The organism is Sideroxyarcus emersonii (assembly GCF_021654335.1).
Lineage (GTDB): Bacteria > Pseudomonadota > Gammaproteobacteria > Burkholderiales > Gallionellaceae > Sideroxyarcus > Sideroxyarcus emersonii.
In genome coordinates, this window is the sequence record NZ_AP023423.1 from 1,075,880 (window position 1) to 1,091,183 (window position 15,304).

General features: G+C 61.8%; 15 protein-coding genes. 6 read left to right on the top strand and 9 right to left on the bottom strand.

Annotated features, from left to right (window positions below; all coding sequences use genetic code 11):
• Positions 1-5: 5 nt before the first annotated feature.
• Positions 6-821 (bottom strand): hypothetical protein, encoded by an 816-nt coding sequence (locus L6418_RS05245; protein WP_237248425.1) that lies wholly within the window; start codon positions 819-821, stop codon positions 6-8.
• Positions 822-1,043: 222 nt separating this feature from the next.
• On the opposite strand from L6418_RS05245, the gene L6418_RS05250 reads away from it, so the two are divergent.
• From L6418_RS05250 to L6418_RS05265, 4 genes are all read left to right on the top strand, one after another.
• On the top strand, positions 1,044-2,786 hold the full coding sequence (locus L6418_RS05250; protein WP_237248426.1) for a diguanylate cyclase domain-containing protein: 1,743 nt from the start codon (positions 1,044-1,046) through the stop codon (positions 2,784-2,786).
• Positions 2,787-2,937: 151 nt separating this feature from the next.
• Positions 2,938-4,095 carry an efflux RND transporter periplasmic adaptor subunit gene (locus L6418_RS05255; protein WP_237248427.1) on the top strand — a complete coding sequence of 386 codons (1,158 nt, stop codon included), beginning with the start codon at positions 2,938-2,940 and terminating at the stop codon, positions 4,093-4,095.
• 9 nt (positions 4,096-4,104) lie between these two features.
• A complete protein-coding gene (locus L6418_RS05260) occupies positions 4,105-7,227 on the top strand; it encodes an efflux RND transporter permease subunit (protein ID WP_237248428.1) in 3,123 nt (1,040 codons plus the stop codon).
• Positions 7,220-8,665 (top strand): efflux transporter outer membrane subunit, encoded by a 1,446-nt coding sequence (locus tag L6418_RS05265; protein ID WP_237248429.1) that lies wholly within the window; start codon positions 7,220-7,222, stop codon positions 8,663-8,665. The genes L6418_RS05260 and L6418_RS05265 overlap by 8 nt, the downstream gene beginning before the upstream one ends.
• A 101-nt stretch (positions 8,666-8,766) precedes the next feature.
• Here L6418_RS05265 and L6418_RS05270 read toward each other — a convergent pair whose 3' ends face one another.
• The 8 genes from L6418_RS05270 to L6418_RS05305 form a co-directional block, all read right to left on the bottom strand.
• A complete protein-coding gene (locus tag L6418_RS05270) occupies positions 8,767-9,552 on the bottom strand; it encodes a peptidylprolyl isomerase (RefSeq protein ID WP_237248430.1) in 786 nt (261 codons plus the stop codon).
• A gap of 74 nt (positions 9,553-9,626) precedes the next feature.
• Positions 9,627-9,929: a YciI family protein gene (locus tag L6418_RS05275; protein WP_237248431.1), complete on the bottom strand. Its 303-nt coding sequence runs from the start codon at positions 9,927-9,929 to the stop codon at positions 9,627-9,629.
• 11 nt (positions 9,930-9,940) lie between these two features.
• Entirely contained in the window at positions 9,941-10,540 is a 600-nt protein-coding gene (locus L6418_RS05280; protein ID WP_237248432.1) for a septation protein A, read from the bottom strand.
• A gap of 44 nt (positions 10,541-10,584) precedes the next feature.
• Entirely contained in the window at positions 10,585-10,977 is a 393-nt protein-coding gene (gene msrB / locus L6418_RS05285) for a peptide-methionine (R)-S-oxide reductase MsrB (protein ID WP_237248433.1), read from the bottom strand.
• Positions 10,978-10,984: 7 nt separating this feature from the next.
• Positions 10,985-11,593 (bottom strand): glutathione S-transferase N-terminal domain-containing protein, encoded by a 609-nt coding sequence (locus L6418_RS05290; RefSeq protein ID WP_237248434.1) that lies wholly within the window; start codon positions 11,591-11,593, stop codon positions 10,985-10,987.
• Entirely contained in the window at positions 11,590-13,002 is a 1,413-nt protein-coding gene (locus L6418_RS05295) for a PhoH family protein (protein WP_237248435.1), read from the bottom strand. The genes L6418_RS05290 and L6418_RS05295 overlap by 4 nt, the downstream gene beginning before the upstream one ends.
• An 8-nt stretch (positions 13,003-13,010) precedes the next feature.
• Complete coding sequence (locus tag L6418_RS05300; protein WP_237248436.1) at positions 13,011-13,466, bottom strand: peroxiredoxin; 456 nt, start codon at positions 13,464-13,466, stop codon at positions 13,011-13,013.
• A gap of 68 nt (positions 13,467-13,534) precedes the next feature.
• Positions 13,535-14,206, bottom strand: coding sequence for a hemolysin III family protein (locus L6418_RS05305; RefSeq protein ID WP_237248437.1), 672 nt, complete (start codon positions 14,204-14,206; stop codon positions 13,535-13,537).
• Positions 14,207-14,291: 85 nt separating this feature from the next.
• Here L6418_RS05305 and tadA point away from each other — a divergent pair, with 85 nt between their 5' ends.
• Entirely contained in the window at positions 14,292-14,804 is a 513-nt protein-coding gene (gene tadA / locus L6418_RS05310) for a tRNA adenosine(34) deaminase TadA (protein ID WP_269807829.1), read from the top strand.
• Entirely contained in the window at positions 14,801-15,280 is a 480-nt protein-coding gene (locus L6418_RS05315) for a L,D-transpeptidase (RefSeq protein WP_237248439.1), read from the top strand. The genes tadA and L6418_RS05315 overlap by 4 nt, the downstream gene beginning before the upstream one ends.
• The last annotated feature ends 24 nt before the right edge of the window (positions 15,281-15,304 follow it).

Below are 15,304 nucleotides of genomic sequence, written 5' to 3' on the forward strand. Positions count from 1 at the left end.
GGCGGTCATTTCCTGCGCGCAAACGACACCAGTTCGCCTTGCGACGCGATGTCCACCTGCAGGAAGCCGAACTTGTTCACTTTGATTTCTGCGGGTTGCGGTGCTCGGTCCGCCATCAGGTAAACGCCGGCCCCCGTTTGCGGGTTGAAGATCATCTTGAGTTCGTCGACCGTTCCGGATTCCCTGATCTTGCCCCCGTTCCTGGGGGCGGTATCGAAGAAGGCCACCATCTGCGCCCCGGATTGATAGATCTTCAGGTCGAAATCCTCGTTGTACCAGATGCCGCTGAGCGCATTTGCGGCGGTCTCCTTGTAATCCGCGCTCTTTCTTTCCCATAGCGGCACGACGTGGTTCACGTTCTTCAGGTACAGGCCGCTCTGTTCATAGCGGTTGTACTGGACGGGGATCATGGTCGTGGTGGTGCCGTAACTGTACGAGGTGCCGTAGAACGGTGCATTGCCGCTGAAGCCGCTGACGTACGAGGTGCTGTTGGTGGGGGCGATGGCGGGCACGAAAGATGTCTGCCTGCCCCTGAACTGCGAGGTGGTCACGAACACGTCGGCGCCTATCGATTTGGCGAATCCGACGGAGGCTCGCGGATCCTCGTATGCGCCATTGAATTCGGAGCGGCCGATGATCAGGAAATCGCTGTAGAGCAATTCGTATATGTCGCGGATGTTGACGTTGCGGTATTCGAACAGCAGCACGTTCGTGGTGGGCGGGTACCTGGCGGGTGCGGCCTGCCGGTAGGATTCCTGGTGCTGCAATGTCGCACAAGCCGCCAGCGAGGCCAGCATCAGTATCGCGATCAGTCTTCTCATGTTCGCTTCTCCTTGCGTGCATGGTGTGCATGGCATTCTAACTCGCCGGCAGGACGGCAGCATGCCTGGTCCTGCCCGGCGCACATGGCCTGGCATGCCGGCCGACATGGACAAGCACGGCATTGGCTTATATAGTCCGGCCACACCTCAGTGGCTGGTCAAACAAGAAGAGGTGGTCGGAGGGGTGGTGTGGACTTGCACGTCGAAGCGTGAGAGGTGAAGGTGCCATACATTGCCAAATCTGCCGGTCTGGTCATTGCCTACCTTGCCTTGGCCAAGATAGGCCTGGTGTTCGGCGCGGTGAGCAGCAGTGCCACGATCTTCTGGCCGCCGGGCGGGCTGGTGCTGGTGGCGTTGCTGCTGGGCGGCGGGCGCTACCTGCCGGCGGTATTCCTGGGGGCCTACCTCACCACCGTGATGATCCATGCGCCGCTGATCTTTGCTGCGGCATTCTCGGTCGGGGCTACGCTGAAGGCCTACGTAGGCTATAGCCTGATCAGGCGTTACGGCAATCTCGATCTTTCTTTGAGCCGCCTGCGCGACCTTTACCTGCTCATCCTGCTGGGCGGGGTGGTCCCGTCCCTCATCAGTGCCGTGCTCAGCCCGCTGGGGCTGCTGGCATCGGGCATGGTCACCCGCGATATCCTGCACGACGTCATGTGGCAATGGTGGCGGGCCGACGTCCTGGGTATCGCTTTTGTTGCCCCGATCATCCTGGTGTTCGCCAGGCAGCAGTCGAGATTCTTCAAGGTTCGCAGGACCTGGGAAATGGGGGCGTTGTGGGTGCTCTCCTTTGTCGTCGGGCAGAACATCTTCCTCGGCTGGAGGCTGCCCGGCATCACCCTCAACGAGCCGCTGGGGCTGACCTGGGTCTATCCGCTGCTGATCTGGGCCGGCCTGCGTACCGGCAGGAGGAACACCGCGCTGATCCAGGTGATGTTCATGACCCAGGTCCTCGCCGGAGCCTACCTGCAGACGGGCTATTTCGCCGACGATTTCGTGCGTTACGGCATGGCCAACTTCTGGCTGTTCGCGATGCTGCTGGCAGTCGCGGGCATGGCGTTGTCCATCCTGTCCACGGCGCAGCGCAAGGCGATGCACCAGATCGCCCTGAACGCCAAGGTGTCTGCCGTGAGCAGCGACGGCATCGTCATCGTGGGTGCCGATAACCGCATCGAGGAAACCAATCCGGCTTTTACTACGCTGACCGGTTACACGCGCGAGGAGGTGCTCGGCAAGGATCCGCGCTTGCTGGCTTCCGGCAAGCACGAGCGCGAGTTCTATGCGGACATGTGGCAGGTACTGCTTGCAACCGGCCATTGGGAAGGAGAAATATGGAATCGCCGCAAGGATGGCGAGGCCTATCTGGAACAACTGTCCATCCATACGCTCAAGGACGCGCAGGGCAAGGTGGTCAACCGCATCGGCATCTTTTCCGATATCACGCAGATGAAGGCGGAACAGGAAACGGTGGCGCATCACGCGCAGCACGATTTCCTTACCGGGCTGCCCAACCGCCTGCTGTTCCGCGACCGCTTCAACCAGCAACTGGCAGTTGCGAAGCGCTATTCCAAGAAATTCGCGGTCATGTATATCGACCTGGACCGGTTCAAGCCGGTGAACGATACGCTGGGGCATCAGGTCGGGGACCAGCTGCTGATGGCGGTGGCGGACAGGCTGAAATCGCTGGTGCGCGAGATCGATACCGTCTCGCGCTTCGGCGGCGACGAATTCGCGATCCTGGTCTCGGAGGTCATGACGCAGAAAGACGTGACGAACCTGGCCGAAAAGATCCAGGCGGCATTGCGCCAGCCCTTTGTTCTCGAGAGCCATACGGTCAACATCTCGGGCAGTCTGGGCATCGCGATCTATCCGGACGATGGCTTCGATATGGAAACCATCCTGAACAACGCCGATACGGCGATGTACCAGGCCAAGCACGGTGACGCAAGGGACCGTGGCTGATGCGCCGGGTTGGGTCTAAACCCTGTTCGCATGTCTTGTACTCGCGATGCCTGGATAGCAGAATCGAAAATAAATGTTATCCTGCTAACTATTATCTTGCTAACGATAATGTTATCCTGTTGGCCATTCAGAATCCGGTCGGAGATTTCAGATGAAAACAAAAACAAGTTCCCTCACTGCCATTGCCGTTCTTGCTGCGCTGTTCTCGCTTGGCGCATGCGATTCGAAAGGGGGCGGCGGGCAGCAGGCGCCAGCCGCCGCCGCTGCGCCCCCTCCGTTTGAAGTCGATGTGGTCACGGTGGCCAAGGGATCGGTGGTACTGACCCAGGATCTGCCGGGACGCCTGGAAGCCTATCGGACGGCGCAGGTGCGCGCGCGGGTCGAGGGCATCATCGAGAAACGCCAGTTCACCGAAGGCAGCGACGTGAAAGCGGGCGACACCCTGTTCCTGATTGATCCGCGCACCTACCGCACCGCTTATGAATCGGCCAAGTCCGACCTGAGCGTGGCACGCCAGACGCTGGAGCGCTACAAGCCGCTGCTGGCAGCGAAAGCGGTGAGCCAGCAGGATTACGATCTGGCCGAAGCCAAGGTCAAGCAGGCCGAGGCAGCCATGTCCAGGGCACAGCTCGATTTCGAGAACACGCATGTGCCGGCACCGATCGCCGGACGCATTGGCCGTGCCCTGGTGACCGAAGGCGCGCTGGTCGGCCGCGGCGAATCCACCTTGCTCGCCACCATCGAGCAGGTCAATCCCATCTATGCCAATTTCACCCAGCCGGATGCCGATATGATGCGCCTGCAGCGGGAGTTCGAATCCGGCAAGCTGAAGCAGGCGAAGGAGGCGGAAGTGCAGCTCGTCCTCGAGGACGGCAGCATCTATCCGTATCCCGGCAAGCTTCTGTTCTCCAATCTCGCCGTCGATCCGGGCACCGGCAGCGTGTCGCTGCGTGCCGAATTCCCCAACCCGAAACAGCAGCTGTTGCCCGGCATGTTCGCGAGCATCCGCTTGCCTGAAGGCAGTTCCGACGACAGCATCCGGGTACCCCAGCGCGCGGTGCAGACGGCCTCGCAAGGCCAGTTCGTGCTGGTGGTGGATGAGGAAAGCAAGGTCGCGATGCGTCCGGTCAGGACTGGCAGCATGGCGGGCAGCGATTTCGTCATCCTCGAAGGCCTGAAACCCGGCGACCAGGTGATCGTGAACGGCATCCAGAAGGTGCGCCCCGGCGCGCCGGTACGCGCGGTCGAGTGGCATCCCGAGGGGAGCCCGTCCGCGCCGGATGCGTCTGCAACTCCAGACAAGAAATAGAGGGGCGCCGTGTTCGCAAAATTCTTTATCGACCGCCCTATCTTTGCCTGGGTAATCGCGCTCATCATCTTGCTGGCCGGCGGCCTGGCGATGCGCGGCCTGCCGGTCACCTCCTATCCTTCGGTTGCCCCGCCGGCGCTGGCGATCACGCTCAACTATCCGGGCGCTTCGGCGCAAGTGGTCGAGGATACCGCGGTCGCTCTGATCGAGCAGGAACTGAACGGCATCGAGCACCTGCTCTACATGGAGTCGTCCTCCGAGCTCGGGCTGGGGACGATCACGCTGACCTTCGAGGCGGGCACCAACCTGGATGCGGCTTCGGTGGAGACGCAGAACCGCATCAAGCGAGCCGAGGCGCGACTGCCGGAAGATGTGCGCCGTATCGGCGTCACCGTGGCGAAATCGGCGCGCAACTATCTGATGTTCATCGCGCTGACGTCGCCGGACAAGAGCCGCGACAACGTGGCGCTCGGCAGTTATGCTGCCACCAGCCTGCTGGACAGCATCCGCCGGGTGCCGGGAGTGGGCGAAGCGATCCTGTTCGGCACCGAATACTCGATGCGCCTGTGGCTGAAGCCGGACAAGCTGCATTCCTATAACCTGTCGCCCGGCGATGTCAGCGCGGCCGTCCGCGCCCAGAACACCGAGCTGGCGATCGGCGAACTCGGGCAGCTGCCGGCAGCGCCGGGGCAGCAGCTGAATGCGGTGCTGGTCACCAAGAGCCGCCTGAAAACCCCGGAACAGTTCGGCGACATCATCGTGCGCGCCAATCCGGATGGCTCGACGGTGCGCGTCAGGGATGTGGCGCGCGTGGAACTGGGGGCGCAGGATTATTCCATCGCCGCCCGCATCGACGGCCAGCCTGCGGCGGCAATTGCCATCCGCACCACGCCGGAAGCGAATGCGCTGGATACCGCCAAGGCGGTCAAGGCGAAGATGGCCGAACTGGCCAAGGCGTTCCCCAAGGGCGTCGATTGGCTGATCCCGTACGATACGTCGCAGTTCATCCAGATCTCCATCGCCGAAGTGGTGAAGACCCTGGCTGAGGCCATGCTGCTGGTGTTCGTCGTCATCTACCTGTTCCTGGGCAATTTCCGCGCGACCTTCATTCCCAGCATCGTCGTGCCTGTGGCGCTGGTCGGCGGCATGGTGGGACTGTTCGCCATCGGCTACTCGATCAATACGCTGACGCTGTTCGCGATGGTGCTTGCCATCGGTATCGTGGTGGACGATGCCATCGTGGTGGTGGAGAACGTGGAGCGCATCATGACCGAGGACGGCCTGCCTCCGCGGGAAGCGACCTACAAGGCCATGGAGCAGATCTACGGCGCCATCATCGCCATCACCCTGGTGCTGTGCGCCGTGTTCGTGCCGATGGCGTTCTTCAGCGGCTCGGTGGGGGCGATCTATCGCCAGTTCTCGGTCACGCTGATCATGACCATCCTGTTCTCCCTGCTGATGGCGCTGACGCTGACGCCGGCGCTCTGCGCCACGCTGCTGAAGCATGCGCCGAACAAGGATCCGGGCGCGGAGCGCGGTTTCTTCGGCTGGTTCAACCGGGCCTTTGCCAGAACCTCGCTGGGCTACCAGAACTGGGTTGGCAAGATACTCAAGCGCATGGGCCGCGCCCTCGCGTTCTATGCGGTGATCCTGGTGGCGCTGGGCTGGTTGTTCGTGCACCTGCCGACCAGTTTCCTGCCGGATGAGGACCAGGGCTATTTCATCAACGTGATCCAGTTGCCGCCCGGCGCTACCCGCGAACGTTCGAGGGAAGTGTTGAGCGAAGTGGAGCAGTACTACATGAAGCAGCCGGAAGTGGCGCATGCCATCGGTGTGCTCGGCTTCTCCTTCTTCGGCCGCGGACAGAACGCCGCCACGGTCTTCGTCCGGCTCAAGGACTGGGATGAACGCCCCAGCCCGAACAGTTCGGCGGCTGTGCTGGTAAAGCGCGCCAACATGATGCTGTTCCGCATCAAGCAGGCGTTCATTTTCGCCCTCAATGTGCCGCCGATTCCCGAACTGGCGGCCACCGGCGGTTTCGATTTCCGGCTGCAGGACCGTTCCGGGCTGGGGCGCGACAAGCTGCTTGAGGCGCGCAATATGGTGCTGGGCATGGCAAGCAAGAACCCCGTGATCGGCAGCGTGCGGCCGGAAGGCCAGGAAGCGGGCCCGCAATTGCAGATCGAGGTGGACCGCCTGAAAGCGAAGGCCCTGGGTATCGACATAGCGAACCTGAACGACACGTTGCAATCCATGCTGGGCGTGGCCTATATCAACGATTTCGTACGCGACGGCCGTATCCTGCGCGTGCAGATGCAGGCCGATGCGGAAAACCGCACCACGCCGGCCCAGATCATGCGCATACCGGTGCGCAACATGGATGGCGGCATGGTGCCCTTGTCCGAATTCGTCAGGACCCGCTGGGTGGCGGCTTCGCCCAAACTGGACCGTTACAACGGCCTGCCGGCGATGAAAATCTCCGGCGGACCTTCGCCCGGACACAGTACCGGCGAAGCGCTGCTGGCGATGGAGGAGGTCGCGTCCAAACTGCCGCCTGGGATGGGCTTCGAGTGGTCCGGCACGTCCAGGGAGGAGCGTATCTCCGGCAACCAGGCGCCGTTCCTGTTCGCCTTGTCGGTGATCGCCGTGTTCCTGTGCCTGGCGGCCTTGTATGAGAGCTGGTCCATTCCGCTGGCGGTGATCCTAGTGGTGCCTATCGGCATACTCGGCGCCGTGCTGGCCGTGACGCTGCGCGGATTGCCCAACGATGTTTACTTCAAGGTCGGCCTGATCGTCATCATCGGCCTTGCGGCGAAAAACGCGATCCTGATCATCCAGTTTGCCAACGACCTGCTGGAAGAAGGACATGGCCTGATCGATGCGACTCTGGAGGCGTGCCGCCGTCGCTTGCGCCCCATCCTGATGACATCGATCGCGTTCATCTTCGGCGTCCTGCCGCTGGCCATTTCCAGCGGGGCCGGGGCGAACGGACGTCACGCCATCGGTACGGGGGTGATGGGCGGCATGATTGCCGCGACGGTGATCGCGATATTCATGGTCCCGGTGTTCTTCGTGGTGGTTCGCCGTATTTTCCCCGGTCATGCTCGGCACAAGGAGGACAAGCATGAGTAATGTGAAGAGAAACAAGAAAGCGGCAGGAATGCTGCTGATGTCCTGCGTGCTGGCCGCCTGCACCAGCGGGCCGGACTACAAGCGCCCGGAGCTGGCGTTGCCGGAAAGCTGGCCGGCGAAGCAGGATGCGGCTGCCGTGCAGGCCAGCAGCGCGACCGATCAGTGGTGGCATCTGTATTCCGATGCCGTGCTGGACCAGCTGGAAGACGAAGCGCTGGCCCACAATGCGGACATCCAGGTGGCCGCGGCCCATGTGCTGGAAGTGCGAGCCCAGCTGGGCATCACCCAGGCGGATCAATTCCCGCAGGTGAGCGCCAATGCGAGCCAGAGCCGCACCAAGGCCTCCACCGTGGGTACGTTCCCGTTGCCGTCATACATCCCGCCTACCCAGAACTTCTCGCATGTCAGCCTGGATGCAAGCTACGAGCTGGACCTGTGGGGCAAGCTGCGCCGCGCCACCGAGGCTGCGCGTGCCGATCTGCTCAGTGCCGAGTCGGCAAAAAAGACGGTGCGCCTGACGCTGACCACGCAGGTGGCGCAGCAATATTTCACCCTCGTCTCGCTGGATGCACAGGTGGCGGCGGTCAAGCGCCTGCTGGCCAGCCGCCAAGAGAGGCTGGAACTGAACAAGCTGCAGCTTGGTGTCGGCATGCTTTCCGAGTACGACCTGCACCAGGCCGAAGCCGATGTGGCAGCCGTGCAATCGCAGCTCAGTACGCTCGATCTGCAGCGCAGCAAGCAGGAAACGGCACTGACCCTGCTGCTGGGACGTTCGCCGCGCGACGTGATGGCCAGCGAACTGCATCGCGGCAGCCCATCGCTGCCGGTGGTGACGGTGCCGGAAGGGCTGCCGTCCGACCTGTTGTTGCGCAGGCCTGACCTGCAGGATGCCGAGCAGCGGCTGGTGGCGTTGAATGCTCGTATCGGCGTGGCCAGGGCGCAGTACTTCCCCTCGATCTCGCTGACTTCTTACCTCGGCAGCGAAAGCGTCGCCTTCTCCAACATGTTCACCAAGCCGGCCAGCATCTTCCAGTTCGCCGGCAACGTCACCCAGCCGATCTTCGATGCGGGGCGTATCGGTTTCCAGGTGGATGCGGCAGAGGCGCGTCGCGACCAGGCGCTGATCCAGTACAAGCAGGCAGTCGCCAGTGCATTCGGCGATGTGCGCAACGCCCTGTCGGCGCAGGAGTCGGCCAGGCAGGTGCTGACCTACGAGACCACGCGCAGCGACGCCCTGCAGCAAGCCTACAAGCAGGCCGAGCTGCGTTATCAGGCGGGTATTGCCAGCCGCCTGGAACTGCTGGATGTGGAACGCAACTACCTGCAGGCCCAGTTGAATCGTCTCGATGCGGAACGCGCGCAGCGCAGCGCGGTTGCCGATATGTTCAAGGCGCTGGGCGGCGGCTGGAAGAATCAGGACGTGGCCAAGGCGCCGTGATTTTCCCAGGCTGCCGATGCGGCACGGTGCCGTACGGGCAGTTGATGACCCAATGAAAAAGGCGACCCGTGGGTCGCCTTTTTCATTGCGGCTGGATCGCCTTATTCGATCTTGGCCTTGCTGCGCAGTTCTTCGATCGCTTTCTGGATGGCTTCCTGCTGCTTGCGTTTTTCCAGGTTGGGCTTGATCTCTTCGAAGGTCGGCACCTTCAGTTCGCGCGTGTCTTCCAGCTTGATGACGTGCCAGCCGAACTGGGTTTGTACCGGTGCGCTGACCTCGCCCTTGTTCAGCTTGAGCACGGCCTGGGCAAAGGGCTGCACGAAGTTGGAGGGGACCGCCCAGCCCAGGTCGCCGCCATTGTTCTTGGCGCCGGGATCCTTGCTTTCGGCCTTGGCGATCTTGGCGAACTTGGCGCCTTTCTTCTTCAATTCCGCAACCACCTTCTTGGCTTCGTCTTCGGAATCGACCAGGATGTGCGAGAGCTTGTATTCCTTGTTGCCGACACGCGCCTTCAGCGCTTCATATTCCTGTTTCAGCACATCGTCGGCGATGGGGTGGCTCTTGGTGTAATCCTGTACGAACGCGCCTGCCAGCACGGACTGACGGGCCAGTTCGAGTTGCTGCGCGACTTCGGGCTGTTTGTCCAGGCCGTTCTTGGTGGCGGTCTGCGAAATGATTTCCAGATTGACGATGTCGTCGCGGATGGCCTTGCGCAGTTCCGGACTGTCAGGCTGGCCTTGCTGCATGGCAGCCTGGACGCGCATATCCACGCGGGCCTGCGGGATGGATACGCCGTTTACGATCGCTGCGGCTTTGTCGTCGGCCTGTGCCGTTGCGGCAATGGCCAGCAAGGCGGACAACAGGGCGAATCTGGAAAATTTCAGCATGTTTTTTTCCTTATGAAAGTTGAAGTTTGGATGGTTGGAAAACGGCTGGACGCGCAATATAGCACGCTTGGCGTTCAGCCCGGGAAGACCTTCTTGAAGGGCCTGACGGCGGCCTGTGCATAGACTCCGGCGGCGATGTAGGGGTCGGCCGCAGCCCATGTCTGGGCCGCTTCGAGCGAGGGGAATTCTGCGACGATGAGGCTGCCGGTAAAGCCCGCCATGCCGGGATCGAGTGCATCGACGGCCGGGAAGGGGCCGGCCAGCAGCAGGCGGCCTTCGTTCTGCAACGCCTGCAGGCGTTCGAGATGCGCGGGGCGCGCGGCAATGCGTTTCTGCAGGCTGTCTGGAACATCGTTTCCGAAGATGGCATACAGCATCTCAAGGCTCCTTATTTGTCTTCGTGCGTATGAGTGGTTGCCGTGGGCTGTTCTTCAGCGCAGTCGGCCGGCACTTTGTGCTTGTCTGCTTCGACGTATTTTGCCAGCATCGCTGCCTGGGCAAGGATGAACATGAAGATCAGTCCGGTCACGCCGAACAGCTTGAAGTTGACCCAGGTGTCGGTCTGGAAATTGAATGCGACATACAGGTTGAGCGCCCCCAGCGCCGCGAAGAACGCTCCCCAGGCAAGGTTGAGATTCACCCAGGTGGAGTCGGGCAGGGGCAGTTTGTCCTGCAGCAGGGTACGCATCAGGTTCTTCTTGAACAGGATGGGAGAGAGCAGCAGGGCGGTGGAGAAGAACCAGTAAAGGACGGTCGGTTTCCACTTGATGTAGGTCTCGTTGTGCAGCAGCAGCGTTGCGCCGCCGAATACGGTGATGATGCCCAGGCTGACCCACAGCATGGTATCCACTTTGCCATGGCGGCATTTCACCCAGGCGACCTGGGCGAATGTCGCCAGGATGGAGGCGGCGGTGGCCGTGAACACCCCCGCGAATTTGAAGGTGATAAAAAACAATATGACTGGAAACAGGTCAAAAAGTATTTTCATGGGTGGTGTCGCTGGTTCAAGCCTGCTGGGGCAGGCCATAGTTGTTATTTTCTATCCAAAGCGAGTGCCGTCGAATTGATGCAATAGCGCAATCCGGTCGGGTCGGGCCCGTCTTCGAACACATGGCCTAGATGCGCATCGCATGCTGCACAGCAGACTTCGATGCGATCCATGCCGAGCGGATCTCCTTCGCGGTACGCGATCGCATCTTCGTCTATCGGTTGCCAGAAGCTCGGCCAGCCTGTGCCCGATTCGTATTTCGTCTCCGAATCGAACAGCGGCGCACCGCAACAGATGCAACGGTAGATGCCGATGTCCTGGCAATCCCAGTATTCTCCGGAGAAGGCCGGCTCGGTACCGCATTCGCGGCAGATATTATACTGCTCCGGCGTCAGCTCTTCGCGCCATTCATCGTCTGATTTGTCGAACGTGCTCATAATCCGGTCACTCTTTTAACGCAATTTTGACGCTCTGGCGTGCGGAGAGCCGGTTGAACCAGGAGGCGAGGTTGGGATGCGCGCTGCGCCAGTCGCGTTCGGGCTGCCGCAAGTCGAGATAGATCATCGCGCTGGCCAGCGCCAGGTCGGCCAGTGTGAGGTTGTCCCCCTCGCACCATTCGCGCTGTCCCAGCTGTCCTGCGATGTGCTGCAAAGTGCGTGTGATGGCATTCAGGTGCAGGTCGAGCGTGGCCTGGTCCTGCTTTTCAATCGGGCGGAGGCGCTCGCCGCGCACCACGACGGCCGAATCCATGATGCCGTCCGCCAGCGCTTCGCCGCGTTTGACGCGCATCCTGGCCAGCGCATCGTGGCGCGGAATCAGGATGGGGGTATCGTTCAATGTATCCGCATATTCGGCGATCACGGGCGAATCGAACACGCAGGTGCCATCGTCGAGGATCAGCGCGGGGATGCGCCCGAGCGGATTGACGCGATAGGCCTCGCTGTTCGGGTCGCTCGGGGGATCGACCACATAGGTGTGCGGGAGGTTCTTTTCCAGCAGCACCAGGCGCACCTTGCGCACGTAGGGGCTGGTGTTCGAGCCGATCAGCCTCATAGCACTTCGGCAGCGTGGTCGGCGAGGCGCGAACGTTCGCCGCGCTGCAGGGTGACATGGCCGCTGTGCGCCCAGCCCTTGAACCGGTCGACCACGTAGGTCAGGCCGGAGCTGCCTTCGGTCAGGTAGGGCGTGTCGATCTGTGCGATGTTGCCCATGCACACCACCTTGGTGCCGGGGCCGGCGCGCGTGATCAGCGTCTTCATCTGCTTGGGCGTCAGGTTCTGCGCCTCGTCGATGATCAGGTACTTGTTGAGGAAGGTGCGGCCGCGCATGAAGTTGAGCGACTTGATCTTGATGCGCGAGCGGATCAGGTCGCGCGTGGCGGCGCGGCCCCATTCGCCGCCTTCGTCGTCCGACTTGTTGAGCACGTCCAGGTTGTCGTCCAGTGCGCCCATCCACGGCGACATCTTCTCTTCCTCGGTGCCCGGCAGGAAGCCGATGTCTTCGCCCACCGGCACGGTGACGCGAGTCATGATGATCTCGGAATAGAGCTTGTGCTCCAGCGTCTGCATCAGGCCGGCAGCCAGCGTGAGCAGGGTCTTGCCGGTACCGGCCTGGCCCAGCAGCGTGACGAAATCGATCTCGGGGTTCATCAGCAGGTTGAGCACGAAGTTCTGTTCGCGGTTGCGCGCGGTGATGCCCCAGATCGCGTTCTTGCTGTGCGTATAGTCGGTGAGGGTGCGCAGCGTCGCCGTGTTGCTGTCCTGGGCTGCCACCACGGCGAAGAACGGGTTGCTGGGATCGTCCTGGAACACGAATTCGTTCACCAGCAGGTCGCGGCAATCCGGCCCCTTGATGTTGTAGAAGGTATGCCCGCCTTGCGTGCCGGAGACCATGTCCTTGCCGTTCTTCTCCCAGAAATCCGGGTGCAGTTCGCGCACCCCGGTGTAGAGCAGGTCGGTGTCTTCCAGCACCTTGTCGTTGAAGTAGTCCTGCGCCGACAGGCCGAGGGCGCGCGCCTTGATGCGCATGTTGATGTCTTTGGACACCAGGGCGACCTGGCGCTTCGGGAACAGTTTGTGCAGGTAGGCGACCACGCCAAGGATCGCATTGTCGGCTTTGCCGTTGGCCAGGTTCTCCGGCAACTGGCTGGAGATGAACTCGGTCTGCAGGAACAGGCGCCCGGTCGCGTTCATGTTGCCCAGGGCATCCAGGCGGACACCTTCCTCGATGTGCACTTCGCTTTCGCTGATCAGGTTGTCGATGAAGCGGCTGGCCTGGCGGGCGTTGCGGGCGACCTCGGTCATGCCCTTCTTGTTGTTGTCCAGCTCTTCCAGTACGAACATCGGCAGGTAGACATCGTGTTCCTCGAAGCGGAACAGGCTGGTCGGGTCGTGCATCAGCACGTTGGTGTCCAGCACGAAGAGTTTGGTGTCCCTGTCCGTTGTTGCTTTACGTGCGTTCATGTCGTCCTTTACAGAGTTTGAACAAAAGTGAGAACTTCCTGGGCGTGACCGTCTGCCTTGAGTCCGCGCCATTCCTTGCGGATGGTGCCGTGCTGGTCGAGCACGAAGGTGCTGCGCTCGATGCCGCGCACTTGTTTGCCGTACATCATCTTCTGCTTCATCACGCCGAACAGGTTGCACACCGTTTCATCCGCATCGGATAGCAGCGCGAACGGCAGGGTGAATTTCGCCTTGAAGTTCTCGTGCGATTTGATGCTGTCGCGCGAGATGCCGACGATTTCGCATCCCGCCTTCAGGTATGCGGGATACAGGTCGCGAAACTGCTGCGCTTCGGTGGTGCAGCCGGGCGTGCTGTCCTTGGGGTAGAAATAGACCACCAGGGACCTGCTGCGAATCGGGTAGAGCTTGAAATCGACACCGCCGGTGGCGGGCAGGGTGAAGTCGGCTACAGCTTGTTTTGGCATCAAAGGCTCCGGTAACTGACGCCATTGTTGTCAAAATTCCCCGCCAAGGCAAGCGTAAATTTCCGCGCTCAGGCGGCGTACCAGAACACCGCGAAATAATGGCAGGTGGTACCCGCGATCACGAACAGGTGCCAGATGAAGTGGCCGTAGCGCAGGCGCGCATCGGCGGTAAAGAAGGCGGTGCCCGCGGTATAAGCCAGCCCCCCGGCGACCAGCCAGGCGATGCCGGATACGGGCAAGCGGGTAAACAGCGGGTCTGCCGCAATCAGGATGAGCCATCCCATCAGCAGATACAGCGCCGTGGACAGGACGGGATGGGAGGCGCGATTCAGTACCTTCAGCGCCACGCCGACCAGCGCCAGGCTCCAGATCAAGCCCAGCAGCGTCCAGCCCCATGGGCCGTACAGCACCCCGAGCGTGAAAGGGGTATAGGTGCCGGCGATCAGCAGGTAGATCGCGGAATGTTCGATGATGCGGAAGACATGCTTGAGCCTGCCAGGGGGCAGCGCGTGGTAGAGGGTGGAGCCCAGATACAGCAGGATCATGCTGGCAGCGAAGATGCTCACGCCGACCAGGTATCTGGTTTCTTTGAGGGCTATCGCATGCAGGATGATGAACGGGGTCGCCACGACCGCGGCGATCAGTCCGCCGCCGTGGCTCAGGCTGTTGGCGATCTCTTCGCCCCGCGTCTGTTCGCGTCCCGACTTCCGGCGCGGCGTATTCTCCAGGAGGGTTTGCATGGGGCGATCCGCCGAAGGGAATATGCGGATTCTCGGCCCCGGTGCCTCGTTTGGCAATCCGGATTTTCTCCGTACAATGGCGGACATGAATCTGCAGAACCCGCCCCCAGCGCAGCCCGACGTTGTAACCGATGAAACGGACAGGGTCTTTATGCGTGCGGCGCTCGATCTGGCAAGGCAGGCGGCACGGGCGGGCGAGGTTCCGGTCGGTGCGGTGGTGGTGAAGGATGGCGAGATCGTCGGACGGGGCAGCAATGCGCCCATCTCCCGGCATGATCCCTCGGCCCATGCCGAGATCGCCGCGCTGCGCGACGCGGCGCAACATCTCGGTAATTATCGGCTGGTAGGCTGCGAGCTTTTCGTCACGCTGGAACCTTGCGTGATGTGCGTCGGAGCCATGTTCCATGCCCGCATCTCGCGTGTGGTATTCGGCGCGCACGACCCGAAGACCGGCGCCGCGGGCAGCGTGTTCAACCTGTTCGCCGAAACGCGCCTGAACCATCACGCGCGCATCCACGGCGGCGTGCTGGCGGAGGAATGCGGCAGCGTGCTGAGCGATTTTTTCGCGATGCGCCGTGCGCAGCAGAAGGCATCATGAGGATATCCATCAGCATACGGGAGCAGGTGCTGGAACTGTTCGACGACAACGGCAAGCTGTTGCGCCGCTACCCGGTCTCCACGGGGGCGAACGGCGTGGGCGAGGAGAACGGGAGTTATTGCACGCCGCGCGGCAGGCATGTCATACGCGCCAGGATAGGAGCGGGGCAACCCGAGAACGCGGTGTTCGTCAAACGGCGCCCGACGGGCGAGATCTACACGCCGGAACTGGGCGCGCAGCACCCCGGGCGAGACTGGATCCTGACGCGCATCCTGTGGCTGTCGGGGTGCGAGAGCGGCTACAACCGCGGCGGGTCGTGCGATACCATGCGCCGCTATGTCTATATCCACGGCACGCCCGACAGCACGGAACTGGGCAAACCGGGTTCGCGCGGCTGCGTGCGCATGCGCAATGCGGAATTGATCGAATTGTTCGAGTTGGTACAGGCAGGAACGGCAGTCGAAATCACGGCATGAGGTAGTCCGAATAACAATAACGCT

What these genes read in the sequence shown, in the direction of transcription:
- L6418_RS05270 (WP_237248430.1), bottom strand. Translation starts at nt 9,552, where the DNA reads ATGCTGAAATTTTCCAGATTCGCCCTGTTGTCCGCCTTGCTGGCCATT.
- msrB (WP_237248433.1), bottom strand. Translation starts at nt 10,977, where the DNA reads ATGAGCACGTTCGACAAATCAGACGATGAATGGCGCGAAGAGCTGACG.
- L6418_RS05315 (WP_237248439.1), top strand. Translation starts at nt 14,801, where the DNA reads ATGAGGATATCCATCAGCATACGGGAGCAGGTGCTGGAACTGTTCGAC.
- L6418_RS05300 (WP_237248436.1), bottom strand. Translation starts at nt 13,466, where the DNA reads ATGCCAAAACAAGCTGTAGCCGACTTCACCCTGCCCGCCACCGGCGGT.
- L6418_RS05295 (WP_237248435.1), bottom strand. Translation starts at nt 13,002, where the DNA reads ATGAACGCACGTAAAGCAACAACGGACAGGGACACCAAACTCTTCGTG.
- L6418_RS05275 (WP_237248431.1), bottom strand. Translation starts at nt 9,929, where the DNA reads ATGCTGTATGCCATCTTCGGAAACGATGTTCCAGACAGCCTGCAGAAA.
- L6418_RS05265 (WP_237248429.1), top strand. Translation starts at nt 7,220, where the DNA reads ATGAGTAATGTGAAGAGAAACAAGAAAGCGGCAGGAATGCTGCTGATG.
- L6418_RS05305 (WP_237248437.1), bottom strand. Translation starts at nt 14,206, where the DNA reads ATGCAAACCCTCCTGGAGAATACGCCGCGCCGGAAGTCGGGACGCGAA.
- L6418_RS05280 (WP_237248432.1), bottom strand. Translation starts at nt 10,540, where the DNA reads ATGAAAATACTTTTTGACCTGTTTCCAGTCATATTGTTTTTTATCACC.
- tadA (WP_269807829.1), top strand. Translation starts at nt 14,292, where the DNA reads ATGAATCTGCAGAACCCGCCCCCAGCGCAGCCCGACGTTGTAACCGAT.
- L6418_RS05245 (WP_237248425.1), bottom strand. Translation starts at nt 821, where the DNA reads ATGAGAAGACTGATCGCGATACTGATGCTGGCCTCGCTGGCGGCTTGT.
- L6418_RS05290 (WP_237248434.1), bottom strand. Translation starts at nt 11,593, where the DNA reads ATGAGGCTGATCGGCTCGAACACCAGCCCCTACGTGCGCAAGGTGCGC.
- L6418_RS05255 (WP_237248427.1), top strand. Translation starts at nt 2,938, where the DNA reads ATGAAAACAAAAACAAGTTCCCTCACTGCCATTGCCGTTCTTGCTGCG.